Below are 26928 nucleotides of genomic sequence, written 5' to 3' on the forward strand. Positions count from 1 at the left end.
AACTCTCCTGATTTACTGGAAACTGTGTTCGGCGGCAGGGTAGATGCCCGCCTCAACGTCGGCAATATACTGGCGAATTGCCGCGCGAATGTCGCCGGTTTCCGCGAGGAAATTTTTGGCAAATTTAGGAATATGACCGCCGGTAATGCCAAAGGCATCGTGCATCACCAGAATCTGTCCATCGGTGACGTTACCCGCACCAATACCGATGACCGGAATGCTCAACGCTTTGGTGATACGCTCTGCCAGCGCCACCGGCACACACTCCAGCACCATCAATTGTGCTCCTGCGGCTTCCAGCGCCAGTGCATCGGCCAGCAAACGCTCCGCGCCCGCTTCATCACGGCCCTGCACCTTGTAGCCACCAAAGATGTTCACTGACTGTGGCGTCAGGCCTAGATGACCACAGACCGGCACGGCGCGCTCGGTAAGCATACGCACGGTGTCTGCCAGCCATTCACCGCCTTCCAGCTTCACCATGTTGGCACCGGCACGCATCAGTTGAGCGGCGTTATCGAAGGTTTGCTGCGGTGTGGCGTAACTCATAAACGGCAGGTCGGCCATCACCAACGCATTCGGCGCGCCTCGGCGCACGGCCGCGGTGTGATAAGCGATATCCGCCACGGTGACAGGTAATGTGGATTCATGACCTTGCACGGTCATGCCAAGGGAGTCGCCAATCAGCATCACCTGAATGCCTTCATCGGCAAACAGGCGGGCAAAGCTAAAGTCGTAGGCCGTCAGGGTGGCAAATTTGCGGCCACTGGCTTTGAGCTGGCGTAAATGGGAGATGGTTGTCGGTTTCATCGCACACTCCAGAGTTTTCTGATGCGCGCAGTGTACTGGATTGATTGAAAAGGCGATACGACCGTAGTGCGATTATTGCCGCCTACTCAGACCACAAGCGGATGGTGCTGCGATCCAGCGTGGCGAGGATGCCGGTCAGTGGCTGACCGTTGGGCAAGCGCAGGCCTGGCGCGATTTCCAGCAGCGGTACCAGCATAAACGCACGGTTGTGCATGTCGTAGTGTGGCACGGTGAGACGTGGAGTGTGAATCGTCTGCTGACCAAACAGCATGATGTCGATATCGAGGGTGCGCGGTCCCCAGCGCTCCGCTTTGCGCACACGCCCATGCTCCAGCTCGATACGTTGCGTATGATCGAGCAGCGCTTCAGCTTCCAGCGTGGTGTCCAGCGCGACCACCGCATTCAGGTAATCAGGCTGGTCTGGCGGGCCGTACGGTGGCGTGCGGTACAGTGAAGAGGTGGCGACGCGCGAGGTGTGCGGGATCGCATCAATCGCGGCCAGCGCTGCATCAACCTGATGCAGCGGGTCGGCCAGATTACTGCCTAAGGCGAGGTAAACACGAATCATGATGCGCTATTGATATCGCGGCGCGGGCCGGTTGGACGACGGCGCGGACGACGCGGTTTGCGACGCGGTGCCACCGGATCATCGCCCAGCGTGTTCATCATGGTTTTCTGCTCGACCGGCGCCGCAGCCTGGAACTCGCCCCACCAATGGGTCAGGCTTTGCAGTTCGCGGTTGTTTTCCACATCGGCTCGCAGCGCCAGCAGATCATAAGCGGCACGGAATTTAGGATGCTCCATCAGCTTCCATGCGCGTTTGCCATGACGACGTGACATGCGCAACTGCAGCTGCCAGATATCGCGAATCAGGGTGGTGATACGCTTAGGAATCGCCAGCGCACGGCAGGCTTCATCCAGCGTTTCGTTCATCGACAGCGCAAAGGCGTCGTAATAGGTCAGTCCGCTTTCCTGCGCAATGCGTTGGGCCGATTCCAGCTGCGGATACCAGAACATCGCGGCAAACAGGAAGGCCGGATTGACGCGCATATCGTTCTGAATGCGGTTGTCGGTGTTCTTCAGCACCTGAGCCAGCATTTTCTCCATCAGACTGTCGCTTTCGGCGGTGAAGCCACGCGTCAGGGTAGGGAACAGCGGCTGGAACAGATGGTACTCACGCATCATCTGATAGGTACGGAATCCGTAACCGGCTTGCAGCAATTTAAGGGATTCTTCAAACAGACGCGCAGGCGGAATGTCATTCAGCAGCGTGGCCAGGCGTGGAATCGGCTCGGCAGTTTCCGCGGCAATGCGCATCTCCAGCTTGGCGGCAAAACGCACCACGCGCAGCATCCGTACCGGATCTTCGCGATAACGTGTTTCCGGATCGCCAATCAAACGGATCACGCCGTCTTCCAGATCCTGCAACCCACCCACGTAATCACGTACGGAGAAATCCGCCACGCTGTAATACAGGCTGTTGATGGTGAGATCGCGGCGCTGGGCATCATCTTCGATGCTGCCAAAAATGTTATCACGCAGCAGCATGCCGTTCTGGCCGCGCTGGGAGTTGTTGCGATCGTCTTGAGCTTCTTCCTGGTGATGACCACGGAAAGTCGCGACTTCGATCACTTCAGGACCGAACATCACATGTGCCAGACGGAAACGACGACCGACGAGACGGCAGTTGCGGAACAATTTGCGCATCTGCTCAGGCGTGGCGTTGGTGGTGATATCAAAGTCTTTTGGCTTCTTACCCAGCAGCAAATCGCGCACGCCGCCGCCTACCAGGTAAGCTTCGAAACCGGCTTTATTCAGGCGATACAGCACTTTAAGGGCGTTTTCGCTGATATCTTTGCGTGAGATGTTATGGCTTTCACGGGGAATGACGGTCATCAGACTTTCAGTTTCCACCTCTTCAGGCGCCTCCTCGTCACGCTTGAGGACTCTCCGGCAAAAATTTGCGACTCGGGTAAAAATGGGACACCTCGACAGTGATAAAAGGGTGTTAATAAATCAGCGGCTAATCATAGCCTGTTGCGAACCATTTAGGAATGGCGATGTCGCCTCATCCGTGATTCGCGCGTTCTGTTGTGGGATCAGTTGGATACTCCACTGTGCCACCGCGTTATCGAGCAGTTGCTCCACTGTGGCATCTTGCCAACTCTCTAAAACCGATTGCCCCAGCAAGTGCAACGCGCATACCAGCAATGGGCGCGCATCTCCATCAGGTAGAGCGGGCGCATGATTCTGTTTAGAGAGCTTATTGCCATCGTCATTGATGGCCAGCGGCAGGTGCAGATACGCAGGCACCGGCCAGCCGAACTGCTGGTAGAGCGCGATTTGACGCACCGTGGGTTCAATCAAATCTGCCCCGCGTACGATTTCCGTCACACCCTGAAAATGGTCATCTACTACCACCGCCAGGTTGTAAGCAAACAAACCATCCCGGCGATGGATAATAAAATCTTCTTCTGCCAGCGAGCGCTCGGCCGCTAAATGACCGCGCAGGCGATCGTCAAAGCCATAAACCGGCGCATGCTGACGCAGGCGCAGCGCGGCGTTGTCTGAAGGGAGATGTAATTCCCGACAGTGACCGTCGTAGAACCCCCCAAGCTGCTGAATACGGCTGCGCGTGCAGGTACAAAAGTAGCTTTGACGGTGCTGTTGCAGCCAGCTCAGCGCTTCCCGGTAGGCATCATGACGCTGCGACTGCCACAACACGTCGCCATCCCACTGCAGGCCATAATGCTCCAGCTGTTTCAGGATGCGTGTCGCTGCGCCAGCCACTTCTCGCGGCGGATCGATATCTTCAATACGCACCAGCCAGCGGCCTTGTTGCGCACGCGCGCTCAGGTAGCTGCCTAAGGCGGCTATCAGCGAACCAAAATGCAGATCACCAGAAGGAGAGGGAGCGAAACGCCCGACGCAGGAAGAGGTTGAAGAGTTCATTTTGAGGTGCACCGCACGTCGGGAAAACAGTGGTTTTCCCGGCAGTGCGGCGACATTCTGCTCACGGCCATTAGCCTGCCATTTGCTTCTCGCGGATTTCAGCCAGCGTTTTGCAGTCGATGCAGAGATCGGCGGTCGGACGCGCTTCAAGGCGACGAATACCAATTTCTACACCACAAGAATCACAGTAGCCGAAATCGTCGTCATCCACTTTCTTCAGCGTTTTTTCGATCTTTTTGATCAGTTTACGCTCACGATCGCGGTTACGTAATTCCAGGCTGAACTCTTCTTCCTGTGCGGCACGGTCTACCGGATCCGGGAAGTTCGCAGCTTCGTCCTGCATATGCGACACAGTGCGGTCTACTTCATCCCGAAGTTGGTTGCGCCAGGCTTCCAGAATCTTGCGGAAATGGCTCAGTTGGGCGTCGTTCATATACTCTTCGCCCGGTTTCACCTGATACGGCTCCACACCAGCGATGGCGAGGATACTCAGGGACGATGTTTTACGGTTTTGCCCTTCTTGCATGTTGTTTCTCCTGGATAACACGCCCTTCCCGTCATACTTCAGGTTGCATGTGCATTGGCTAAATTGACCACCGACTGCCTGCAACGCGAATTATTAAGGGGTATATCGATTCCCATCAGGGAAAAAACAGGCCGCTATAAATAGCAGAAGCAGTCAAGGTTGGCAATTATTCATATTCGCACCTTGACAAGCCTGTGAGGAACAGCGTATTTAGCGCACCGCCCAGAACATTCCTATCACAGCAAATTGCTATAAATATTACAACTCTACGTTAATCGTCACGGCGACGGGCTGAGTGAGTAACATTTGAGCAGGTGATATCTGAGCCTGATACGCCAACACCTCTACTCCACAGCGTTGAGCCTGTCCCAGTAGTTCTGCGTAGTGTGCGTCGATATGGCGCGCCGGGGAGACGTCCTCAATCCCCGTATGCAGAACGGCGAACAACAAAACAGCTCGATGACCCTCTGCCGCGATAGCACTGAGTTCGCGCAGATGCTTTTGTCCTCGAGCCGTCACCGCATCCGGAAAAAAGCCTTTACCCTGCTGTAAAAGGGTGACGGACTTGACTTCAATATAGCAGTTTGATCTGCCCTCCGCTTGCAGCAGGAAGTCAATTCGGCTTTTTTCCGTACCGTATTTCACTTCAGGTTGGCAGTGGCTGTAAGCGGACAATTCTGGAATGGCGTCAAGGGTTAAGGCTTCACGCGCCAGTTGATTGGCTCTGAGGGTGTTCACGCAGATCCAGTGGCCTTGTTGTGTCTCGGTCAATTCCCAGCTGTGCGGATACTTGCGCGTGATGCTGTTTGAAGTGGAGTACCACACGGTATCGCCCGGTGTGGCGCAGCCGGTCATCGCGCCGGTATTGGCGCAGTGAATCGTTAAAGTCTCGCCTTCTGGTGTCACGACATCGGCAAGAAAGCGCTTATAGCGGGCAATAAGACGGGCGGGTTTCAGCGGTGGATCAAACTGCATTCAGGCTCCTGACGAAGAGGGCAATGGCCAGCGCGCCAGCCGCCGATAGCGGGAGCGTCCCTGGCTAAAGGTCGATGAGAACAGCGCAAAGTCACTGACATCGTACTGCCAGTGAAAGCCGCGCGGGGGTAAGGCCACTTTTTGTGTGGCGTGGCGCAACAAGGTGATATGCGGGTGAAAAGGCTGCGCACTCTGGGCGCAGCCATGGCGTGCCGCCTGAGCACGCAGCAGGCTCGCTAACTGCAACAAGCCGCGTGGCGCACGTTGGCAGCCAAGCCACACGACACCGGGGCGCGGCCAGTGTCCCGCATCATCCAAATCCAGGCTAAAACCGGGCTGAACAATGCGCGAAGCTAACTGCTGTAACTGCTGCGAGGTCTCGGCACTGACATCCCCCAGAAACGCCAGCGTCAGATGCAGATTGGCGGCGGCCACCGGTTTTCCTGCCCCTTCTGCAAAGTGATCTGCGCGCCACTGTACCAGCTGTTGCTGGAGTGGCGCGGGCAGTTCGAGGGCAAAAAACAGACGTTGTATCGACATGGTGACGTGGCCGTTGAGTGCTACAATGCGCGCCATGTTAGCACAGGCAGAGTGGGAGTTAAGTGTGAGTGAATTACCGGTAAGTGAGGTGCTGCCTGCATTGCTCGATGCATTGTCTCAGTCATCACAAGTTTTACTGGCGGCACCCACCGGCGCGGGAAAATCGACCTGGCTGCCGCTGCAACTGCTACAGCAGTCGGTGCTGCCGGGGCGCATCATTATGCTTGAGCCGCGTCGTCTGGCGGCGCGAAATGTGGCGCAGCGCCTGGCGGATCAGTTGGGGGAACAGCCCGGTGGCACCGTGGGTTATCGCATGCGCGGTGAAAACTGCTGCGGCCCCCATACGCGACTGGAAGTGGTGACCGAAGGCATTCTGACGCGCATGTTGCAGCGCGATCCGATGCTCGAAGGTGTGTCGCTGGTGATCCTCGATGAGTTTCATGAGCGCAGCCTACAGGCTGATTTGGCGCTGGCGCTGCTGCTGGATGTGCAACAAGGGCTGCGCGATGACCTGAAAATTCTGCTGATGTCCGCAACGCTGGATAACGATCGGTTGCGTCAGCTGCTGCCTGCTGCGCCTTTTATTGTTTCTGAAGGACGCAGCTTTCCGGTGACGCGCCGTTATGCCTCACTCAACCCGCAGCAACGTTTTGACGAAGCGGTGGCGCGAGAAGTGGCGCAGTTGCTGCGTGAGGAGTCGGGCTCGCTGCTGCTGTTCCTGCCGGGCGTGGCAGAAATTGAGCACGTAAAGCGCGAGCTGGAATCCCGCGTCGATGAAGACGTGGCTCTCTCTCCTTTATATGGTGCGCTGTCAATGGATGCGCAGCGTCGAGCGATTCTGCCTGCGCCTGCCGGTCGCCGCAAAGTGGTGCTCGCCACAAACATTGCCGAAACCAGTCTCACTATTGAAGGTATCCGCTTAGTGGTGGATAGCGGGCTGGAGCGTTCGGCACAGTTTGATGTGCGTAGCGGCGTCACGCGCCTGCAAACGCAACGCATCAGCCAGGCTTCCATGACCCAGCGAGCCGGGCGAGCCGGGCGTCTTGAACCCGGTATTTGCCTGCATTTGCTGCCGCAGGAGCAGGCGATGCGTGCAGCGGCGCAAAGTGAACCCGAAATCCTCAATAGCGATTTGGCTGCGCTGCAGATCGATTTGCTGCAATGGGGTTGCCAGGATGCGTCACAGCTCTGCTGGCTGGACGCGCCACCGCAACTCAGCTTGCGAGCGGCACAGGCTTTGCTAACGCGCTTAGGCGCATTAGAAAACGGCAGGCTTAACGCGCGCGGCCGTAAAATGGCGACGCTTGGCAGCGATCCACGTTTGACGGCGATTCTGTGTGCGGCACAAAGTCAGGATGCCATCGCCAGTGCCGCTCTGCTGGTGGCGATACTTGAAGATCCACCGCGCAACGGTAGTGCAGATTTGCGCGACGCCCTTAATCGACCACAGCCGCATTGGCAAAGGCGCGCGCGTCAGTGGCAGCAACGGTTGAATGCCAGCGATGGCCGCGTCAATCCCGATCTTTTCCCCGCATTATTGGTGGCAGGCTTTGCCGATCGTCTGGCGCAGCGACGAGGCGAAAGCGCACGCTATCAGCTGGCTAACGGTATTGGCGCCATGCTGGATGAACAGGATGGCCTGAGCCGCTATGAGTGGTTAATCGCGCCGACCCTGTTACAGGGCGCCAGTGCCGCCGAAGCCCGCATGTTACTGGCGCTGCCGGTAGAGATAAGTGCGTTACGCCAGCAATGTCCTGAACTGGTGTCGCAGCGCATAGATGTGGAATGGGATGAAGAGAAAGGGACATTGCGCGTCTGGAAACGGGAACTCGTGGGTGCGCTGGTCCTAAAAGCACAGCCGCAGGCGCGACCGGAACCGGAGATTTTACACCCGGCGATGTTGCGCTGGATCCGCGAAAAAGGGCTCTCGGTACTCGGCTGGACCCCCGAAGCGGAACAGTTGCGTTTGCGTTTGCATTGTGCCGCCGAGTGGCTGCCGGAAGAGGCGTGGCCGCCATTGGACGATGAGAGCCTGCTCGACTCGCTGGAGCGTTGGCTGTTGCCCGAGATGGGTTCCGTGCGCGATCTCAGGAGCCTGCAGGCCGTCAATCTTGTCAGCGCATTATTACATTTGCTGACATGGTCACAACGTCAGCGGCTGGATACTGTGCTGCCAACTCATTACACTGTGCCGACCGGAAGTCGCCTGCCGATTCGCTACGCAGTGGATAAGCCCCCTGCGCTGGCAGTGCGCATTCAGGAGATGTTTGGTGAAGCGCAAAATCCGGCGGTGGCTGAAGGCCGTATTCCGCTGGTATTGGAGCTGCTGTCACCGGCGCAGCGTCCGTTGCAGATCACCCGTGATCTCGCAGCGTTCTGGCGCGGAGCCTATCCTGAAGTGCAGAAAGAGATGAAAGGGCGCTATCCCAAACATCCCTGGCCCGACGATCCGGCAAACGCCTTACCGACAAGGCGCACCAAGAAATTTTCATCGTGACACTCTGTGGATCGAATTCAGAGGGTTCTGCCATGCGCAGCACGAGAAAGCAGTTAGAGTAACGGCCGCAGCCGTAGCTATGCCTGGAGAATAAAAGCATGTCTGGGAACGATCGCGAACCTATTGGGCGTAAAGGAAAAGCGCCAAAGCCGCCGCGCAGCACTGCCCGTCGGGGTCGCCGCAGGGAGCTCGATGATGATATCGATCAGGACGATTTTGACGAAGATGATGAGGAGAGCACACCGGTGCCACCAAAAGGTAAAGGGAAAGGAAAACGTCCGCCACGCGGCAAACGTCGCTGGTTAGGCTGGTTGATTAAGCTCTTCCTGGTCTTTGTGGTCGTGATGGTGGCCTGGGGCATTTATCTTGACTCAGAAATCCGCAGCCGCATCGACGGTAAAGTGTGGCAGCTGCCTGCTGCCGTATACGGCCGCATGGTGAGCCTTGAGCCGGGAATGTCGTACGACAAAAAAGAGATGATTGCGCTGCTGGAAGGCACGCAGTATCGCGAAGTGTCGCGCATTACCCGTCCGGGCGAATTTAGCGTCAAAGGCAACACCATCGATCTGCTGCGTCGTCCGTTTGACTTCCCGGACAGCAAAGAGGGGCAGATCAACGCCCGTCTGACGTTCAGCAACAACGAACTGAGCGAGATTAAAAACCTCGATACCGGACGTGATTTTGGCTTCTTCCGCCTCGATCCGCGTCTGATCACCATGCTGCAATCGCCGAACGGTGAGCAGCGTCTGTTCGTGCCGCGTGCGGGCTTCCCGGATCTGCTGGTCAGTACGCTGATCGCCACCGAAGACCGCCACTTCTACGAGCATGATGGCATCAGCCCGTACTCGATTGGTCGTGCGTTCCTCGCCAACATCACTGCCGGTAAAGCGGTGCAGGGCGGCAGTACCTTGACGCAGCAGCTGGTGAAAAACCTGTTCCTGACCAACGAACGTTCACTGTGGCGTAAAGCGCGTGAAGCTTACATGGCGGTGATCATGGATGCGCGCTACAGCAAAGATCGCATTCTTGAACTTTACCTGAACGAGGTGTATCTCGGTCAGGCGGGCAACGATCAGATCCGTGGCTTCCCACTGGCGAGTCTGTACTACTTTGGTCGTCCGGTGGATGAGTTGAGCCTCGATCAGCAGGCGATGCTGGTTGGTATGGTGAAAGGTGCGTCGCTGTACAACCCGTGGCGCAACCCGAAACTGGCGCTGGAGCGTCGTAATCTTGTGCTGCGTTTACTGCAGCAGCAAAACGTGATCGACCAGGAGCTGTATGACATGCTCTCGGCGCGTCCGCTGGGTGTGCAGCCGAAAGGGGGCGTGATCACGCCGCAGCCTGCCTTTATGCAGATGGTACGTAACGAGTTGCAGGCCAAACTGGGCGACAAGATTAAAGATCTGTCTGGCGTGAAGATCTTCACCACGCTCGATCCTATCTCTCAGGATGCGGCGGAAAAAGCGGTTGAAGATGGCATCCCGGCGCTGAAAAAACAGCGTGGCTTGAAGGATCTGGAAACCGCGATGGTGGTGGTGGATCGCTTCAGTGGTGAAGTGCGTGCCATGGTGGGCGGTGCCGATCCGCAGTTCGCGGGCTATAACCGTGCGCTGCAGGCGCGTCGTTCTATTGGCTCACTGGCTAAACCGGCGACCTATCTCACCGCATTGAGCCAGCCGAATACCTATCGTCTGAACACCTGGCTGGCGGATGAGCCGATTGCGCTGAAACAGCCGAACGGTTCCATCTGGAAACCGATGAACGACGACAAGCGTTTCAGCGGCAAAGTGATGCTGGTGGATGCCTTAACCAACTCCATGAACGTGCCTACCGTAAATCTGGGGATGACATTGGGTCTGCCTTCGGTGGTGGATACCTGGACGAAGCTGGGCGTGCCGAAAGATCAGCTGAATCCGGTGCCAGCGATGTTACTGGGAGCTCTTAATCTGACACCGATCGAAGCAGCACAGGCGTTCCAGTCGATTGCCAGCGGCGGTAACCGCGCCGATCTCTCAGCGGTACGCTCGGTGATCGCCGAAGATGGCACGGTGTTGTATCAGAGCTTCCCGCAGGCGCAGCGCGTTGAGCCGGCGCAGGCGGCTTATATGACCTTGTACACCATGCAGCAGGTCGCTGACCACGGCACCGCCCGTGCGTTGGGCGCGCGTTATCCGAATGCCCATCTGGCGGGTAAAACCGGTACCACCAATGACCTGATCGATAGCTGGTTTGCGGGTATTGATGGCAAGGAAGTGGCGATCACCTGGGTTGGCCGCGACAACAACCAGACGTCGAAGCTGTACGGTGCGAGCGGTGCGATGCAGATTTATCGCCGTTATCTCGACAACCAGGCGCCAATGCCGCTGGTGCTGACACCGCCAGAAGATATTACGCAGATGAACGTCGACTCTGCCGGTAACTTCGTGTGTGGTTCTGGCAGCAGCACCTGGCGTTCACTGCCGGTATGGACGTTGGATCCCAACGCGCTGTGCCAGCAACAGCAGCAACAGATCCAGCAACAGCAGCAGATCCAACAGCAGCAAGAGTCGCAACCGCAGCAGCAGTCACCTCAGCAGCAACAGGGTGAGCAGAAAGATGCTGACGGCGTGGCGGGCTGGATCAAGGATATGTTTGGCAGCAAATAGTTAGCTGCAGAAAACAGAGGGCGCTACGGCGCCCTTTTTCATGCCTGTGATTTATTAATCGCGATCATGGACATGCACGATCTGGTCGCAAACGCACCGCCATCAGGCATTACATCTTGCGGATCTCGCCAAACTTCGCCTAAAATCCGTGCGTCTAATAATCATTCTCGTTTTCATTCGCCTGCATCGTTTCCTTTTCGAGAGATCCTTTTTTATGAATGCGCGAAATTCTAATCCTTGTTCTGCACGTGCTGCGAACTCCCGTCGTCCGCTCGCTTTAATGATTTCTTTAACACTGGGTACGCTGAGCGCACAGGCGCTGGCAGAAGATACCGTGGTGGTGACCGCCAATGGCGGCAACACCGTCGCGCAGGAAAGCGCATGGGGTCCGGCTCCTACCATTGCCGCGAAACACAGTGCTACCGGCTCCAAAACCGATACGCCAATTGAGAAAAACCCACAGTCGGTTTCGGTGGTGACGCAGGAAGAGATGGCGATGCACGCTGTAACCAGCGTAAAAGGTGCGTTTAACTACACGGCTGGCGTGCTGACGGGTAACCGCGGCAGCTCAAGCGTAATCGATGCGCTGTCAATTCGTGGCTTTAGCGAAACCAACACTAACCAATATCTTGATGGACTAAAGCTGCAAGGGGATAACTACTCCGAGTTCGCCATTGATCCTTACTTCCTTGAGCGTGCGGAACTGCTGCGTGGCCCGGTGTCGGTGCTGTACGGCAAAAGCAACCCAGGCGGCGTGGTGTCGCTGGTGAGCAAGCGCCCGACGCAGGAAACACTGCATGAAGTGCAGTTCCAGATGGGCACCGATAACCTGTTCTCTACCAGCTTCGATTTCGGCGGATCGCTGGATGATGACGGCGTGTACAGCTATCGCCTGACGGGTCTGGCTCGCAGTGCAGACGCGCAGCAGGATATGAACAAAGAGAAGCGTTATACCATCGCGCCTTCGTTCAGCTGGCGTCCGGATGCCAATACCCGCTTTGATTTGCTGACCTATTTCCAGAACGAGCCGGAAACCGGTTATTACGGCTGGTTGCCGCGTCAGGGCACCGTGGTCGGCATTACCCGCCCGGACGGTAGCAGCTACAAACTGCCAACCAATTTTGATGAAGGCGAAGACAGCAACAAGATTTCGCGCAACACCAAGATGGTGGGCTACAACTTCGAGCACAGCTTCAACGATACCTGGACGGTGCGCCAGAATCTGCGTTATGCGGATATGCGTACCGGATATCGCAGTATTTACGGCTTTGGTTACAACGAAACTGCCGGGAATATTACACGTTACTCAGCCTTATCTGATGAGAAGCTGAATGAGTTCTCCGTGGATACTCAGGCGCAGGCAAAATTTGATACAGGTGCCGTTGAACACACTTTGTTGCTTGGGGTGGATTTCCAACGCATGCGTAATGATATTGATGCTCAATTCGGTACGGCTAACAGTCTGAACCCTTTTAACCCGCAATATGGTGATGACACCACGTTCCCATATGCCGACCCTTATCAGCATCTTAATAAGCAGCGCCAAACAGGCCTTTATGCTCAAGATCAAATGGAATGGAACCGCTGGGTGCTGACATTAGGTGGTCGTTACGATTACGCGATGACCTCCGTGTATGATCGCGTTGCCGATTCTGTTGATCGTCAAAATGATCAAGCGTTTACCTGGCGTGGAGGTCTAAACTATGTCTTTGACAACGGTATAGCACCTTACTTCAGCTATAGCGAAGCTTTCATCCCTAACTCAGGCTCAACCTGGGGAGGTCAGGCATTTGACCCCTCGCGCGCTAAACAGTATGAAGCTGGTGTGAAGTATGTACCCAAAGATCGCCCAGTCGTCTTGACGGCAGCAGTATATGAGCTGACTAAAACCAAGAACCTTACAGCCGATCCTGATCCAACGCATCAGTTTGCCAGCATTCAGAGCGGTGAAATCCGTTCTCGCGGTGTTGAATTGGAAGCCAAAGCGGCGCTTAACGCCAACATCAATATGACGGCGTCCTACACCTATACCGATGCGGAATATACCGAAGACACTGTGCTGAAGGGCAAAACGCCGGTACAGGTGCCGAAGCATATGGCATCGCTGTGGGGGGATTACACCTTCCATGAAACTGCGTTGTCAGGTGTGACGCTGGGTGCCGGTGTGCGTTACGTGGGTGAGAGTCAGGGCTTGTACGCGAGTGGCACCGATGCTAACCAGAACTTTGCGGTAGCCAGTTACACCACTGTCGACGCAGCATTGAAATATGACCTCGGTCGTTTCGGTTTACCGGGCTCTTCTGTCGGTGTGAACATCAACAACCTGTTCGATCGTGAATACGTTGCCAGCTGCTATCGTGATTACGCCTGCTACTGGGGTGCTGAACGTCAAATCGTCGGTACGGCGACCTTCCGCTTCTGATTCTGTCAGGGCGAACAATGTTGTGATAAGGGGCGGCCTCAGGGCCGCCCACTTCAAAATCAGATCTGTTTTGTGCTTATTAATCAGGGATCACCATGCAGCATCCGCATCACGAAGAAACCACCTTCACGCTGGATAATGTCAGCTTTCGCGTGCCTGGGCGCACGTTGCTGCATCCACTTTCACTCACCTTTGCGCCGGGTAAAGTGACGGCGTTGATTGGCCACAACGGCTCGGGTAAATCCACCTTGCTGAAAATGCTCGGTCGCCATCATGCGGCAAGTGAAGGCCAGGTGCTGTTGAATAGCGATGCGGTGGAGAACTGGGGCAGCAAAGATTTTGCGCGCCAGGTGGCCTATTTACCGCAGCAGTTACCGGCGGCGGAAGGGATGACGGTGCGTGAGCTGGTGGCGATTGGTCGTTATCCCTGGCACGGGGCGCTCGGGCGCTACGGGCAGGAAGATCGCGATCGCGTGGAAGAAGCGATTACGCTGGTGGGCCTGAAACCGTTTGCCGGGCGTCTGGTGGACAGCCTGTCAGGCGGCGAACGCCAGCGCGCGTGGTTGGCGATGCTGGTGGCGCAGAACAGCCGTTGCCTGCTGCTGGATGAACCCACTTCCGCACTGGATATTGCGCATCAGGTGGATGTGCTGGCTCTGATTCAACGTCTCAGCCGCGAGCGCGGGTTAACGGTGATTGCCGTGCTGCATGACATCAACATGGCGGCACGTTATTGCGACCGTCTGGTGGCGCTGCGAGGCGGCGAAATGATTGCGGAAGGCGGGCCTGATGTCATCATGCAGGCCGATGTGCTGGGCAATATCTACGGTATTCCGATGGGCATCTTGCCCCATCCACAAGGCGGTGCTCCCGTCAGTTTTGTTTACTGAGGCCTCGCCATGTTCGACATTTCACGCCGTCGCTTGCTGACGGCGCTGGCACTGACGCCACTGATGAACGTTGCCCCATTGCGTGCGGCAACACCCGATCTGCAGCGCATCCTGGCGCTGGAATGGCTACCCGTTGAGCTACTGATGGCGCTCGGTGTCTCGCCGCTCGGTGTGGCTGATTTGCGCAACTACAACATCTGGGTTGGTGAGCCGATGCTATCCGCCAGCACCATCGATCTCGGCCTGCGCACCGAACCCAATCTGGAACTGATGACGCAGCTCGAACCTTCCTTAATCCTGCACTCCAACGGCTACGGTCCGGGATTAGATAAACTCGATCGCATCGCGCCGACCATGGGCTTTGATCTGAATAGCGGGGACGGTAAACCGCTCAGTACGGCGCGCCAATCACTGCATGCGCTCGGTGCCCGGCTGGGCCGGGAAGCGCAGGCGGTACAGCATCTGCAATTCCTGGATGAGCAGCTCGCGGCAGCGCGCGAGCGTCTTAAACCCTGTGCAGATCGTCCGGTGCTGTTGATGTCATTGATGGACAGCCGCCACGCCATCACGTTTGGCACCAACAGCCTGTTCCTCGAAGTGATGGAAACCCTTGGCCTGAGTAACGCCTGGCAGGGTGAAACCAATTTCTGGGGCAGTGCCGTGGTTGGGCTTGAGCGGTTAGCCGATGTCGGCGATGTGCAGGTGATCTGTTTTGATCACGATAACGATCGTGACATGCAGCAGGTGATGAAAACTGCGCTGTGGCAGGCGCTGCCGTTTATCCGCGCGGGCCGCTTCCAGCGTGTGCCTGCCGTGTGGTATTACGGCGCGACCTATTCAGCGCTGAAATTTGTCCGCGTGCTGGAACACGCGCTGGAGTCGCACTGATGCGCCATCGTCTCTTTCCGTTGATGCTGCTAAGCAGCATGTTCTTGCTGGCGCTGGCGCTGACCTTTATCAATCTGCGTGACGCACTGCCTGTGGCACAGTGGTCGCAGGCCATCTTCGCACCGGACATCAACAGTATTCAGCAGGTGGTGTTTCATCACAGCCTGTTATCGCGTCTGGCGCTGGCGCTGTTGGTGGGGGCGGGTCTCGGATTGGCCGGTTTACTGTTTCAGCAGGTGCTGCGCAATCCGCTGGCGGAACCGACCACTTTGGGTGTGTCATCCGGTGCACAGCTCGGTATTACGGTCGTCACGCTCTGGCATTTGCCGGGTGGTGAGCTGACACAGCAATTTGCTGCGATGGCGGGCGCAGTGCTGGTGGGCATCCTGGTATTTGGCGTGGCCTGGGGCAAACGGCTGTCCCCCGTGATGCTGATCCTCGCCGGGCTGGTCCTGAGCCTGTATGCCGGTTCGGTGAATCAAATCTTTGCCATCTTCAATCATGATCAGCTGCTGAATATGTTCTTGTGGAGCACCGGCACACTGAATCAGATGGATGGGCATAACGTCGCGATGCTGTGGCCGCGTCTGCTGTTGGCTTTTGTCGTGGCGCTGGCATTGCTGCGCCCCTTGACGCTCATGGGGCTTGATGACGGCGTAGCAAAAAATCTCGGTCTGGCACTGTCTGCTGCGCGTGTCGGCGCACTCGCTCTGGCGATTCTGTTAAGTGCGCAATTGGTGAACGTCGCCGGGATTATCGGTTTTATCGGGCTGTTTGCATCACTGCTGGCGAAAATGCTCGGGGGGCGTCGCTTACTCAGCCGTATGCTGCTGGCTCCGCTGATTGGTGCCTTACTGCTGTGGCTGGCCGATCAGTGCGTATTGTGGCTGACCAGCCACTGGCGCGAGGTTTCCACCGGCACAGCGACCGCGTTGATTGGCGTACCGATTCTGCTGTGGCTGTTGCCGCGTTTACGTACCGGCTCGGTTCCACCGGCAATGAATATGGGCGACAAGGTGCCGGCAGAGCGCCAGAAGGTGGTGCTGTGGTGTGGCATTGGCCTTGGGGTGCTGACGCTGCTGAGCGTTATCGGCATCTCCTTTGGTCGTGATGCACACAGCTGGACGTGGGTGAGTGGTGAGATGCTGCATCAACTGCTGCCGTGGCGTGCACCTCGCGTGCTGGCGGCATTAGTCGTGGGGATGATGCTGGGTGTTGCAGGTGCGTTGATTCAGCGCCTCACTGGCAACCCGATGGCCAGTCCGGAAGTGTTAGGCATCAGTTCCGGCGCGGCCTGTGGTGTGGTCGTGATGATGTTCTTTGTGCCGGGTGACGCCGTGGCGTGGTTGCTGCCCGCTGGCGCATTAGGCGCGGCGCTGACGCTGCTGGTCATTATGCTGGTCGCCAGTCGCGGAGGTTTCTCACCGGAGCGTATGTTGCTGGCGGGCATGGCGCTCAACAGTGCCTTTGTCACCTTGCTGATGGTGTTAATGGCGAGTGGCGATCCGCGCATGGGCGGCCTGCTAAGCTGGATTTCCGGTTCGACTTACAACATCAATATGCCGCAGGCAGTGCAAAGCGCCGTGGTGGGTATCGTATTTATTGCGCTTGCGCCACTGGCGAGCCGCTGGCTCACACTGCTGCCGCTGGGTAGTGTGACGGCACGTTCAGCGGGGATGGCATTAACAGGTTCGCGTCTGGCCCTGCTGCTGCTGGCGGCGGCGTTAACGGCCACGGCGACCTTGACCATCGGCCCGTTGAGTTTTGTCGGTTTGATGGCGCCGCATATCGTGCGCATGCTGGGCTTCAGGCGCGCATTACCGCAGGTGTTGATGGCGGGATTATTAGGCGGCGGATTGATGGTGTTAGCAGACTGGTGCGGCAGGATGCTGGCGTTCCCGGATCAGATCCCTGCAGGTTTAATGGCGACCTTCTTCGGCGCGCCGTATTTTATCTGGCTGTTGCGTCGCGCATAAACGCGCAACCTACGTCAATCGGCGCTTACAGGGCAGCTGCGCATAATTGTGCAACCTAACGGAAATGGGGGTATGCGTGTAGCTGAGCATAACGATGCGAACGAACGGCAAGGGTGTCTTTAGGGGACGTTGTGCCTCAAGGGACAGCCGGGCACATCAATGAAGGGGCGCCATTCCTGGCGCCCGCTAATGGCTTACAGCTTCGCAAAGCTGCGGCGTGCCGCATCAATGGTGCGCTGAATATCTTCCTGGCTGTGTGCCAGCGACATAAAGCCCGCTTCAAAAGCAGAAGGTGCGAGGTAAACACCTTCTTCCAGCATCAGGTGGAAGAAGCGCTTAAAGCGCTCAACGTCGCATTTTGTCACGTCGGCATAGCAGGTTACGCTTTCGGCATCGGTAAAGAAGATACCGAACATGCCGCCAACGTGGTTGATCACCAGCGGAATGTTTTCTGCTTTTGCCGCTGCCAGCAAGCCTTCAGACAGTTGGGTGGTGAGGTCGGTCAGAGTGCTGTGCGTGCCCGGTTGAGCAATCTGCGTCAGGCAAGCAAAACCGGCCGCCATGGCAATCGGGTTACCGGAAAGCGTACCCGCCTGGTAAACCGGACCCGTTGGTGCCAGTGCAGCCATCACATCACGACGACCACCAAATGCGCCCACCGGCATGCCGCCACCGATGATCTTGCCGAGACAGGTCAGGTCCGGCGTGACATCGTAATAAGCCTGAGCACCGCCCAGCGCCACACGGAAGCCGGTCATCACTTCATCAATGATCAGCAGCGCACCAAACTCATCACAGAGTGCACGCAGGCCCGGCAGGAAGTCCGGTTGCGGTGGGATGCAGTTCATATTGCCCGCAACGGGTTCAACGATGATACAGGCGATATCTTCTGGATATTGCTCGAAGGCTTCGCGTACTGACGCCAGATCGTTGTAAGTGCAGGTCAGGGTGTGTTTAGCGAAATCAGCCGGAACACCCGGTGAGTTCGGTTGGCCCAGGGTCAATGCGCCGGAACCCGCTTTCACCAGCAGACAGTCGGCGTGGCCGTGGTAGCAGCCTTCAAATTTGACGATCTTGTCACGATGGGTAAAGCCACGAGCCAGACGAATCGCGCTCATGGTGGCTTCGGTGCCGGAGTTCACCATACGCACCATATCCATACCTGGCACCAGCTCACACACCAGCTCGGCCATTTTCACTTCCATTTCGGTTGGGGCACCGAAACTCAAACCACGAGATGCCGCTTCAATCACCGCATTGCGGATATTGGCGTTGTTATGCCCCAGCACCATTGGGCCCCATGAACCGACATAGTCGATGTAGGCTTTGCCATCGGCGTCATACAGATAAGCGCCGTCGGCGCGTTCGATGAACAGCGGCACGCCGCCCACACCGGTAAAAGCACGTACCGGGGAGTTCACACCGCCAGGGATCAGGCGTTGCGCTTCGGCATACAGGTTTTCAGACTTACTCATTGCTCGGCTCCTGCTGTTCTGGAAAAAAATTCTGGCGCCATTCTAAGGGAAGAGTCGCCAGATTAGAAAGGCAAGCGGGTGCGAAAGCCTTTTAAAGCTATACTTTAGCGCAGCGCAGGCGGCACACAGTGTCAAGCGCAGTACTTGATTGCACTGGGCGGCTGGCAGATAATAGTGAAATTAAGGTCGTTTTCTGACCTGGACGTTTACCCGGAGTAAAACATGAGTGACGACGTAGCAGCGCTGCCTTTGCAATTCACTGAAGCAGCAGCGAAAAAAGTGAAAAATTTGATCGCGGATGAAGAGAATCCAGAGCTGAAACTGCGCGTGTACATCACCGGTGGCGGTTGCAGTGGTTTCCAGTACGGTTTTACTTTTGACGATCAAATGAATGACGGCGACATGACCATTGAAAAGCAGGGCGTGGCGCTGGTGGTTGATCCAATGAGCCTGCAGTATCTGGTGGGCGGTTCGGTTGATTATACCGAAGGTCTTGAGGGTTCACGTTTTATCGTGACAAACCCGAACGCGAAAACGACTTGCGGTTGTGGTTCTTCCTTCAGCATCTGATCCCTTTTCTGACCGCCGCTCTGGCGGTCAGAACGTTACCACTCTACAGTCACTAATCGTGACGACTCACGACGCTTCGCATCGCGCTTTAACACGCTTTCGGTCACGCGCGGCTGTGCACTGAAGTGACGTCCACAATCAATCGATGGCAATGTTTGTTCGCTTTGCCGTGAGATATCGCAGCGGGAAAATATGGTCAACGTGACGGCAATAGAGCCGGTGGAGGTCGCCGCGCCAATTGGCGCAGCCATCGCAAGCCCTATGGCCAGGAGCAGTGCTCTGGTCATTGATAATTCCTGGTGAAGTCAAAAGTTGCGCGTTGCGCAAAAAGGGCACTGAGCATACGTGGCCGCAGTGCCCTGTATTTTGATTTTCGACAATTTTTGCCGAATCTTTAATCTTTTTTGGTGCTATTTTTCGCCGGATGTAAATCTGCACACAGCTGTTTGGCTGCCAGCAGGATACGTGGACCCGGTCGACTCAGCCAGTCATCGTTAATGGCAATCACCGGCACCGTCAGTTGTGGCTGCCAGAATTTCACGATATTCGCGGCTTGCGCGGGGCCACCGCCGATCACAATCGCCTGAGGATGACGTGCTAATACTTGCTCACGACTCACCTGCGGCCAGCTGACACGGCTGTCGGCAAAGATATTTTTGCCACCGCACAGGGTGATTACCTCGTTTTGCAGCGTGTTGCGTGAGGCTGTAAACAGCGGCTGCTGGCCGAACTGCAGAAACAGTGGAATTGGCGTGCGCTGTTGATACTGTTTACGCAGATCATCCTCTTGCTGACGTAGTGCCTTTGCGGCAGCTTCTGCCTGCTGAGGTTGTGGACTCCACTGTTTTAGCGCTGCTAACGCATCAATCATCTGATCGATAGATTGCGGATCGATCCACTCAACCTTAACGCCTAAACGTTGCAGTTGGTCGATCTGCCGCTGTGGATTACCACCGCGCCAGGCCAGCACCACATCCGGTTTCAGTTGCAGGATGCGCTCGACTTTGATGCCCTGCCAGTTTGCCACCTGCTCCAGCTGATTGGCCTGCGCCGGGAAATCCGAATAAGCACTCACCGCCACCGGCGTAATGCCCGCTGCAAAAGCCAGTTCGGTCAGATGGGGCGATAGCGTGATAACGCGTGGGGCAGCAGCAAACAGGCTATTGCCGATCAGCAATAGCCCCAGTAGCCAATATTTAGCCACGCGCCAGCTGTGCCAGCAGGTTTTCAACCATCAGTGACGATTGTTTAGCGGCAACAACCAGGAACTCATCAAAGCTCAGGTGGGATTCTTTGTCCGCGACATCGGAAATTGCACGCACCACAACAAACGGCACCTTGAACTGGTGGCAAACGTGACCGATGGCGGTGGCCTCCATCTCCACGGCGATCGCCAGTGGGAAGGTGGTGCGAATGCGTGCCAGTGGCTCAGCACCGTTGATGAAGGCATCACCGCTGACCACTAAACCGCGCACCGCGTTGAGATCCAACTGCTTAATCACCTGCTCTGCAGCGGCGATCAGTTTTTCATCCGCCACAAAGGCTGCCGGGCAACCGGCCATCTGACCCGGTTCGTAACCAAATGCGGTCACGTCGGCATCGTGATAACGCACTTCATCGGAAACCACGATATCGCCCACTTTCAGTGAAGCGGCCAGACCACCCGCAGAGCCGGTATTGATCACCAGGTCGGGTTTGCACAGCTCCAGCAACAGGGTAGTACCGAGCGCCGCCGCGGTTTTACCAATGCCTGATTTCAGCAGAGCAACCTCAACACCGTTCAGCGTGCCGGTATAAATTTCACAACCAGCCAGCGTCAGCGTCTGACGGTTTTCGATTTTGTCACGCAGCAGGGTGACTTCCTGCTCCATCGCGCCAATAATGCCTGCTTTCATAAAGAATCTCGCTGTAGTTATGGATGTAAAGCTTAAAAGTGAGGCATAGTCTACCATGGCTGGCAGAGGATGAATTCACCAAAAAATAAGGGGTAATGATGGCGCCGATCAATTTCAAAAATAAGATCAGTTTCACCCGCCCTTATACCAGCCGCAAAGATCCAGAGGGCGAATACTTTATTACACGGCACTTTGAGAGTGACCGTGGCCGCATCATCAATTCTGCCGCGATCCGCCGCCTGCAACAAAAGACTCAGGTATTTCCTCTGGAGCGTAATGCAGCGGTGCGTTCACGTTTGACCCACTCGCTGGAAGTGCAGCAAACCGGGCGCTATATCACCAAAGAGATCCTGCAATACCTGAAAACGCAGGGCGGTGGACTGGCAAATTACGGGCTGGATGAGTTTGAAGGCGCGTTTGAGAGTCTGATTGAGATGGCCTGCCTGCTGCATGATGTGGGTAATCCGCCGTTTGGTCACTTTGGTGAAGCTGCGATCAATGACTGGTTTGACGACAATCTGCCTCTTGAACTCGTGGACCCGCTGGTGGCGGGCGTGGCAGATGAGCATCAGCGCACTGATTTTGACCAGCTAAATGCAATGATTCGTCAGGATTTGTGCCACTTCGAAGGCAATGCGCAGGCGATTCGCCTGGTGCATACGCTGCTGCAGCTCAATCTTAGCTATGCGCAGGTGGCCTGTATTTTAAAATATACCGCCCCCGCATGGTGGCAGGGCGATAAGCCGGCAGAATTTAGCGTGCTGATGAAGAAGCCAGGTTTTTATTTGTCCGAGCGTGAATATGTGGCTGACTTACGCGCAGCGACCCATATTAAAGAGCATCATCGCTATCCTCTCACCTGGATTATGGAAGCCGCGGACGATATCTCTTACTGTATTGCCGATTTAGATGATGCGGTCGAAAAAGATATTTTTGATGTTGAGACTTTGTATACGTCTCTGCTCAAAGCCTGGGGGCCGGTAAATAGTGGTGATGCGTTCAGTCGCACAGTGAGCGAGGCATGGAAAGAAGCCAACCAGAAAAAACGCCGTAGCCTGAGCGATCAATTTTTCATGTCATTACGGGTTAACGTGCAAAATGTGTTGGTTAGCCATGCCGTGCGCCGTTTTGTCGAAAATCTCCCGGCTATTTTTGAAGGAAACTTCAATCATGCGCTGCTGGAAGATGACGGTGATGAAGGCCGTCTGTTGAAATTATTTAAAACCGTGGCGCGCCAGCAGGTATTTAATCATCCGGAAGTTGAGCAACTCGAATTACAAGGTTATCGGGTAATAAAAGGGTTGCTGGAAATCTATCAGTCATTAATGTTGCTGGATTATGAACAATTTACTACGCTGATGAACGACGATTTTCTGCCGAAATATCCGATAGAAACGCGACTGTTTCATAAGCTTTCAGGAAAACATCGCAAAGCTTATCAGCAGCAGATGCGTACACTGATTGTCGAGCATAAATATCAACGTTTGTTGTGGGAGCGTTATTACCGTTCGCGCTTGATTCAGGACTATATCAGCGGAATGACAGACAATTATGCGTGGGATGAGTATCGTCGTTTGATGGCCGTGGAATAAGCAGAGTTTTGTAAAGATGAAGAATAAATTTTTACCTTTACCCAAAACTTCATTAGGAACTTCGCGCTAAAAACTTAATCTCACCATCACGACCACAGCAATGGTCTGGCCGTAAATCTTAGAGAGACACAGACAAATGAAAAAAAGCACATTAATGTTAAGTGCGCTGGCGCTTAGTCTGGGCATGGCATTGAGCCCTGTCAGTTTCGCGGCGGAAAGTGCTTCCTCCTCGAACCAACAGTTGCCAAGCCTGGCGCCGATGCTGGAAAAAGTGATGCCTTCCGTGGTGAGTATTAGCGTTGAAGGCAGCACCACGGTGAAAACCCCGCGCATGCCGCAGCAATTCCAGCAATTCTTTGGTGATAACTCGCCATTCTGCCAGGACGGTTCGCCATTCCAAAGCTCGCCAATGTGCCAGGGCGGCGGTGATGGCAGCCAGGGCGGTGACAACGGCGGCGCCAACACCCAGCAGCAAAAATTCCGTGCACTCGGTTCGGGTGTCGTGATTAATGCCGATAAAGGCTATGTCGTCACCAACAACCATGTGGTAGATAACGCCACCAAAATTCAGGTGCAGCTGAGCGATGGCCGTCGCTATGACGCCAAAGTGATTGGTAAAGATCCGCAGTCTGATATTGCTCTAATTCAACTGCAGGACGCCAGGAACCTGACGGCGATTAAGATTGCTGACTCCGATGACTTACGTGTCGGTGATTACACGGTAGCGATCGGTAACCCGTATGGACTCGGCGAAACGGTGACCTCCGGTATCGTTTCAGCGTTGGGCCGCAGCGGCTTGAACGTCGAGAACTACGAGAACTTCATCCAGACCGATGCCGCCATCAACCGTGGTAACTCTGGTGGTGCGCTGGTGAACCTGAACGGTGAACTGATTGGGATTAACACCGCGATTCTGGCGCCAGACGGCGGCAATATCGGTATCGGCTTTGCTATCCCAAGCGCGATGGTGAAAAACCTGACGGCGCAGATGATCGAGTATGGTCAGGTGAAGCGTGGCGAGCTGGGCATTATGGGTACCGAGCTTAACTCTGAGCTGGCGAAAGCGATGAAAGTCGATGCCCAGCGCGGTGCCTTTGTGAGCCAGGTCCTGCCTAACTCGGCAGCGGCAAAAGCGGGTGTGAAAGCCGGCGATGTCGTGGTGTCGATGAATGGCAAACCGCTGACCAGTTTTGCCGCACTGCGTGCAGAAGTGGGTTCACTGCCAGTGGGCACTAAACTGCAGCTGGGTCTGTTACGTGACGGTAAACCGGTGACGATTACGGTTGAACTGCAGCAGAGCTCGCAGGAAAAAGTGCAGTCCGCCACGATCTACACCGGCATTGAAGGTGCCGACCTGAGCAACATCGACAGCAACGGCCAGAAAGGCGTGCGCGTGGATAATGTGAAGGCAGGTAGTGCTGCAGCGCGTATTGGTCTGAAGAAAGGTGACGTGATTAGGGGCGTTAACCAGCAGGCGATTGCCAACCTTGGTGAACTGCGCAAAATCCTTGACACCAAACCGTCGGTGCTGGCCCTGAACGTGCAGCGTGGCGACAGCAGCCTCTATCTGCTGATGCAGTAAGTTTTAGATAATTGAGAACAGGCGAGCTTCGGCTCGCCTTTTTTGTTTTTGTATGGCGCAGCAGCGCTATTCGCTAGCATCAGCACCACTTTAACGTTGTCCGGATTGTGCAAATGTCCGTTGTGCAATGTGACGCCTACCGCAATTCCCGTATTCTCTATCCGGCTATGTGCAGTTGCACAATGCCAGCCGTGCGTGGGATGCGTATTCTGTCAATTCTTCCCTTTCTCTGGAGTGATTGATGGCCACCTATCATCTCGATGCGCGACTGGCTCAGGATATTGTTGCCCGCACCATGCAAATTATTGACAGCAATGTCAACGTGATGGATGCACGCGGCCGCATTATTGGCAGCGGCGATCGTGAGCGTATTGGCGAATTGCACGAAGGTGCGCTGCTGGTGTTGTCACAGGGAAGGGTGGTGGACATTGATGAGGCCGTGGCGAAACATCTGCATGGCGTACGTCCGGGCATCAACCTGCCGTTGCGTATTGACGGCGAGATTGTCGGCGTTATCGGCCTGACCGGTCAGCCAGCAGCACTGCGTCACTACGGTGAACTGGTGTGTATGACCGCCGAAATGATGCTGGAACAAGCGCGGCTGTTGCACATGCTGGCGCAGGACAGTCGTTTGCGCGAAGAGCTGGTGCTGAATTTGATCCGCAGCGACACTCTTTCACCTGCGCTGAGTGAGTGGGCGCAGCGCCTGGGCATCGATCTCAATCAACCGCGCGTGGTGGCGGTGGTGGAAGTCGACAGCGGCCAGCTTGGCGTTGACAGTGCGATGTCGGAATTGCAGCATTTACAAACTCTGCTGACAACGCCGGATCGTGACAACCTGATTGCTATCGTTTCACTCACTGAAATGGTGGTGTTGAAGCCGGCGCTCAATGCCCACGGCCGTTACGATCAAGACGATCACCGCCGTCGCGTGGATCAGTTATTACAGCGTATGAAAGAGAGTGGGCAGGTGCGGATGCGCATCGCGCTCGGCAATTTCTTTACCGGTCCCGGCAGTATTGCACGTTCCTACCGTACGGCGCGTACTACCATGATGGTGGGCAAACAGCGCATGCCGGAACAGCGCAGCTTCTTCTATCAGGATTTGGTGCTGCCCGTACTGCTGGATAGCCTGCGCGGTGGCTGGCAAGCGAATGAACTGGCGCGTCCGTTGGCGAAACTCAAAGCCAATGATAATAATGGATTATTGCGACGTACGCTGGTGGCGTGGTTCAGTCATAACGTGCAGCCCAGCGCCACGGCACGCGCACTATTTATCCATCGTAATACGCTCGAGTATCGCCTGAACCGCATCTCCGAGCTAACCGGATTAAACCTCGGCAATTTTGACGATCGATTGTTGCTGTATGTGGCGCTGCAACTGGATGAACAGAGCTAACCCTTAGCAGGGCCAGGAGAGGAAGATGCCCCGATTGAATGTGCGCCTGATTTGGCTGTTGGCCGGCTTGCTGATGACCGCGACCTGTCATGCCAAAGCTGTTTCGCTGGCCTTTTTATCTGGCGAAGAGATGCAACAGACGCGAACTGCGCTGCAAAATCATCAGGCTGCGCCACAGACAGAGCGGGCGTGGCAGCAACTCAAGCAGGCTGCCGATCGCGCGCTTAAACAGCCCAATCCCAGCGTGACGCAGAAAGGGATGTTACCTCCCAGCGGTTCCCGCCATGATTATCTCAGCCTGAGTGCCTACTGGTGGCCGAATCCCGACAAGCCCAATGGATTGCCATGGGTACGCCGCGATGGTGCGGTCAATCCGGCGAGTAAAAACGACCAAAGCGATGGTGTGCGTCTGGCTCGTTTCACCGCAGACGTGCAGGCATTGGCGCTTGCCTGGTATTTCTCCGGCGAAACCCGTTATGCAGCCAAAGCCCAATCGATGATTCGCAGCTGGTTCATCGATCCCACCACCCGCATGAATCCCAATCTTAATTATGCTCAGGGTGTGCCGGGTAAGGCTGAGGGCCGACACACCGGTGTGCTGGATGGGCGTTACTTTGCCACGCGCATAGTGGATGCACTGCAGCTACTGCACGATTCGCCCGGCTGGCACCCGCAGGATCAGGCTGCGATACATGCATGGTTTAGCGATTATCTCGGCTGGCTATTGCACAGTCAGTTGGCACAAGGCGAGCGTGATGCACCTAATAACCATGGCAGTTGGTATGCCGCACAGGTGGCGGGCATCGCGTGGTATTTGCATCAACCTCAGGTGATTAAGCAGATGGTGGTTTTAGCTCAGGATAAAATCGCCGGGCAAATTCGTGCGGACGGAACGCAGCCAATGGAACTGGCACGCACACGCTCGTTCCACTATAGCTATTTCAATTTGCAGTCTCTGACCAGCCTCGCGCAACTGGCACAGCGAAGCGGCGCGGGCGATCTTTGGCACTATCAACAGCAGAGCGGTTCATTGTTGAGTGCGCTGAATTATATGGCACCGTTTAGTGATGACAGCAAAACCTGGCCATGGAAAAATCGCGATCGTGTCAGTCTGCGCTTGATTCCACTGCTCTCGCTCACGGATCGCAGCCTGAACAGCGACCGTTATCAGCCCTGGATTCATCGCGCAATCGAAACGCAATCGGCGGCTCCTATCAGCCCAGCAGCGCGCGGTGCGGAAAGAGAAGCGCTGCGTGATCTGTGGTTGTTATCTCGGCCACCCACGTATCGGTGAGGG

Annotated in this window: 22 protein-coding genes; 11 read left to right on the top strand and 11 right to left on the bottom strand. The window is 55.9% G+C overall.

Translation table 11 applies throughout. From position 1 onward, the window contains the following. Positions 1-12: 12 nt before the first annotated feature. From panB to thpR, 7 genes are all read right to left on the bottom strand, one after another. A complete protein-coding gene (gene panB, locus AC6I8L_RS03700; RefSeq protein WP_058960869.1) occupies positions 13-807 on the bottom strand; it encodes a 3-methyl-2-oxobutanoate hydroxymethyltransferase in 795 nt (264 codons plus the stop codon). Positions 808-889: 82 nt separating this feature from the next. After that, positions 890-1375 carry a 2-amino-4-hydroxy-6-hydroxymethyldihydropteridine diphosphokinase gene (gene folK, locus AC6I8L_RS03705; RefSeq protein ID WP_058960868.1) on the bottom strand — a complete coding sequence of 162 codons (486 nt, stop codon included), beginning with the start codon at positions 1373-1375 and terminating at the stop codon, positions 890-892. Beyond that, the gene (pcnB, locus tag AC6I8L_RS03710) at positions 1372-2787 is read right to left on the bottom strand and encodes a polynucleotide adenylyltransferase PcnB (protein ID WP_236699748.1); all 1416 of its coding nucleotides are present in this window, start codon (positions 2785-2787) and stop codon (positions 1372-1374) included. Before pcnB ends, folK begins: the two co-directional genes overlap by 4 nt. Positions 2788-2823: 36 nt before the next feature. Next, the gene (gene gluQRS, locus AC6I8L_RS03715) at positions 2824-3759 is read right to left on the bottom strand and encodes a tRNA glutamyl-Q(34) synthetase GluQRS (RefSeq protein ID WP_058960867.1); all 936 of its coding nucleotides are present in this window, start codon (positions 3757-3759) and stop codon (positions 2824-2826) included. 70 nt (positions 3760-3829) lie between these two features. Then, on the bottom strand, positions 3830-4285 hold the full coding sequence (gene dksA / locus AC6I8L_RS03720) for an RNA polymerase-binding protein DksA (protein WP_034829547.1): 456 nt from the start codon (positions 4283-4285) through the stop codon (positions 3830-3832). 258 nt (positions 4286-4543) lie between these two features. After that, entirely contained in the window at positions 4544-5260 is a 717-nt protein-coding gene (gene sfsA, locus AC6I8L_RS03725; protein WP_058960866.1) for a DNA/RNA nuclease SfsA, read from the bottom strand. After that, a complete protein-coding gene (gene thpR / locus AC6I8L_RS03730) occupies positions 5261-5800 on the bottom strand; it encodes an RNA 2',3'-cyclic phosphodiesterase (RefSeq protein ID WP_058960865.1) in 540 nt (179 codons plus the stop codon). Positions 5801-5825: 25 nt separating this feature from the next. Here thpR and hrpB point away from each other — a divergent pair, with 25 nt between their 5' ends. The 6 genes from hrpB to fhuB all read left to right on the top strand — a co-directional run bounded on the left by hrpB (position 5826) and on the right by fhuB (position 17118). Further along, entirely contained in the window at positions 5826-8297 is a 2472-nt protein-coding gene (gene hrpB, locus AC6I8L_RS03735; protein ID WP_058960864.1) for an ATP-dependent helicase HrpB, read from the top strand. 98 nt (positions 8298-8395) lie between these two features. Beyond that, the gene (gene mrcB / locus AC6I8L_RS03740; RefSeq protein ID WP_058960863.1) at positions 8396-10942 is read left to right on the top strand and encodes a bifunctional glycosyl transferase/transpeptidase; all 2547 of its coding nucleotides are present in this window, start codon (positions 8396-8398) and stop codon (positions 10940-10942) included. A gap of 214 nt (positions 10943-11156) precedes the next feature. Continuing rightward, positions 11157-13364, top strand: coding sequence for a ferrichrome porin FhuA (gene fhuA, locus AC6I8L_RS03745; RefSeq protein ID WP_058960862.1), 2208 nt, complete (start codon positions 11157-11159; stop codon positions 13362-13364). Between the two features lie 95 nt (positions 13365-13459). Continuing rightward, on the top strand, positions 13460-14254 hold the full coding sequence (fhuC, locus tag AC6I8L_RS03750) for a Fe3+-hydroxamate ABC transporter ATP-binding protein FhuC (RefSeq protein WP_058960861.1): 795 nt from the start codon (positions 13460-13462) through the stop codon (positions 14252-14254). A 9-nt stretch (positions 14255-14263) separates the two neighbouring features. Further along, complete coding sequence (gene fhuD / locus AC6I8L_RS03755; RefSeq protein ID WP_058960860.1) at positions 14264-15142, top strand: Fe(3+)-hydroxamate ABC transporter substrate-binding protein FhuD; 879 nt, start codon at positions 14264-14266, stop codon at positions 15140-15142. Next, positions 15142-17118, top strand: a complete 1977-nt coding sequence (gene fhuB / locus AC6I8L_RS03760) for a Fe(3+)-hydroxamate ABC transporter permease FhuB (RefSeq protein WP_058960859.1) — start codon at positions 15142-15144, stop codon at positions 17116-17118. Before fhuD ends, fhuB begins: the two co-directional genes overlap by 1 nt. 194 nt (positions 17119-17312) lie before the next feature. On the opposite strand, the gene hemL is transcribed toward fhuB, so the two are convergent. After that, entirely contained in the window at positions 17313-18593 is a 1281-nt protein-coding gene (gene hemL / locus AC6I8L_RS03765) for a glutamate-1-semialdehyde 2,1-aminomutase (RefSeq protein WP_058960858.1), read from the bottom strand. A 222-nt stretch (positions 18594-18815) separates the two neighbouring features. On the opposite strand from hemL, the gene erpA reads away from it, so the two are divergent. Next, positions 18816-19163, top strand: coding sequence for an iron-sulfur cluster insertion protein ErpA (gene erpA, locus AC6I8L_RS03770; RefSeq protein ID WP_034829523.1), 348 nt, complete (start codon positions 18816-18818; stop codon positions 19161-19163). A 35-nt stretch (positions 19164-19198) separates the two neighbouring features. Here erpA and AC6I8L_RS03775 read toward each other — a convergent pair whose 3' ends face one another. The 3 genes from AC6I8L_RS03775 to mtnN all read right to left on the bottom strand — a co-directional run bounded on the left by AC6I8L_RS03775 (position 19199) and on the right by mtnN (position 21058). Further along, the gene (locus tag AC6I8L_RS03775) at positions 19199-19450 is read right to left on the bottom strand and encodes a hypothetical protein (protein WP_034829521.1); all 252 of its coding nucleotides are present in this window, start codon (positions 19448-19450) and stop codon (positions 19199-19201) included. 107 nt (positions 19451-19557) lie between these two features. Next, a complete protein-coding gene (gene btuF, locus AC6I8L_RS03780; RefSeq protein WP_479398035.1) occupies positions 19558-20367 on the bottom strand; it encodes a vitamin B12 ABC transporter substrate-binding protein BtuF in 810 nt (269 codons plus the stop codon). After that, entirely contained in the window at positions 20360-21058 is a 699-nt protein-coding gene (gene mtnN / locus AC6I8L_RS03785; protein WP_166934113.1) for a 5'-methylthioadenosine/S-adenosylhomocysteine nucleosidase, read from the bottom strand. Before mtnN ends, btuF begins: the two co-directional genes overlap by 8 nt. A gap of 98 nt (positions 21059-21156) precedes the next feature. Here mtnN and dgt point away from each other — a divergent pair, with 98 nt between their 5' ends. The 4 genes from dgt (at position 21157) to AC6I8L_RS03805 (ending at position 26925) form a co-directional block, all read left to right on the top strand. Next, positions 21157-22650 (top strand): dGTPase, encoded by a 1494-nt coding sequence (gene dgt / locus AC6I8L_RS03790; RefSeq protein WP_058962070.1) that lies wholly within the window; start codon positions 21157-21159, stop codon positions 22648-22650. A 136-nt stretch (positions 22651-22786) separates the two neighbouring features. Next, complete coding sequence (degP, locus tag AC6I8L_RS03795; protein ID WP_058962069.1) at positions 22787-24232, top strand: serine endoprotease DegP; 1446 nt, start codon at positions 22787-22789, stop codon at positions 24230-24232. A 241-nt stretch (positions 24233-24473) separates the two neighbouring features. After that, a complete protein-coding gene (locus AC6I8L_RS03800; RefSeq protein ID WP_034829508.1) occupies positions 24474-25631 on the top strand; it encodes a CdaR family transcriptional regulator in 1158 nt (385 codons plus the stop codon). 25 nt (positions 25632-25656) lie between these two features. Further along, a complete protein-coding gene (locus tag AC6I8L_RS03805; protein WP_058962068.1) occupies positions 25657-26925 on the top strand; it encodes an alginate lyase family protein in 1269 nt (422 codons plus the stop codon). Positions 26926-26928 lie beyond the last annotated feature (3 nt).

This window comes from Type-E symbiont of Plautia stali (assembly GCF_059731115.1).

Bases quoted from the DNA above. Each gene is read 5' to 3' on its own strand.
- panB (WP_058960869.1), bottom strand. From the start codon at position 807: ATGAAACCGACAACCATCTCCCATTTACGCCAGCTCAAAGCCAGTGGC.
- folK (WP_058960868.1), bottom strand. From the start codon at position 1,375: ATGATTCGTGTTTACCTCGCCTTAGGCAGTAATCTGGCCGACCCGCTG.
- gluQRS (WP_058960867.1), bottom strand. From the start codon at position 3,759: ATGAACTCTTCAACCTCTTCCTGCGTCGGGCGTTTCGCTCCCTCTCCT.
- dksA (WP_034829547.1), bottom strand. From the start codon at position 4,285: ATGCAAGAAGGGCAAAACCGTAAAACATCGTCCCTGAGTATCCTCGCC.
- sfsA (WP_058960866.1), bottom strand. From the start codon at position 5,260: ATGCAGTTTGATCCACCGCTGAAACCCGCCCGTCTTATTGCCCGCTAT.
- thpR (WP_058960865.1), bottom strand. From the start codon at position 5,800: ATGTCGATACAACGTCTGTTTTTTGCCCTCGAACTGCCCGCGCCACTC.
- hrpB (WP_058960864.1), top strand. From the start codon at position 5,826: ATGCGCGCCATGTTAGCACAGGCAGAGTGGGAGTTAAGTGTGAGTGAA.
- mrcB (WP_058960863.1), top strand. From the start codon at position 8,396: ATGTCTGGGAACGATCGCGAACCTATTGGGCGTAAAGGAAAAGCGCCA.
- fhuA (WP_058960862.1), top strand. From the start codon at position 11,157: ATGAATGCGCGAAATTCTAATCCTTGTTCTGCACGTGCTGCGAACTCC.
- fhuC (WP_058960861.1), top strand. From the start codon at position 13,460: ATGCAGCATCCGCATCACGAAGAAACCACCTTCACGCTGGATAATGTC.
- fhuD (WP_058960860.1), top strand. From the start codon at position 14,264: ATGTTCGACATTTCACGCCGTCGCTTGCTGACGGCGCTGGCACTGACG.
- fhuB (WP_058960859.1), top strand. From the start codon at position 15,142: ATGCGCCATCGTCTCTTTCCGTTGATGCTGCTAAGCAGCATGTTCTTG.
- hemL (WP_058960858.1), bottom strand. From the start codon at position 18,593: ATGAGTAAGTCTGAAAACCTGTATGCCGAAGCGCAACGCCTGATCCCT.
- erpA (WP_034829523.1), top strand. From the start codon at position 18,816: ATGAGTGACGACGTAGCAGCGCTGCCTTTGCAATTCACTGAAGCAGCA.
- AC6I8L_RS03775 (WP_034829521.1), bottom strand. From the start codon at position 19,450: ATGACCAGAGCACTGCTCCTGGCCATAGGGCTTGCGATGGCTGCGCCA.
- mtnN (WP_166934113.1), bottom strand. From the start codon at position 21,058: ATGAAAGCAGGCATTATTGGCGCGATGGAGCAGGAAGTCACCCTGCTG.
- dgt (WP_058962070.1), top strand. From the start codon at position 21,157: ATGGCGCCGATCAATTTCAAAAATAAGATCAGTTTCACCCGCCCTTAT.
- degP (WP_058962069.1), top strand. From the start codon at position 22,787: ATGAAAAAAAGCACATTAATGTTAAGTGCGCTGGCGCTTAGTCTGGGC.
- AC6I8L_RS03800 (WP_034829508.1), top strand. From the start codon at position 24,474: ATGGCCACCTATCATCTCGATGCGCGACTGGCTCAGGATATTGTTGCC.
- AC6I8L_RS03805 (WP_058962068.1), top strand. From the start codon at position 25,657: ATGCCCCGATTGAATGTGCGCCTGATTTGGCTGTTGGCCGGCTTGCTG.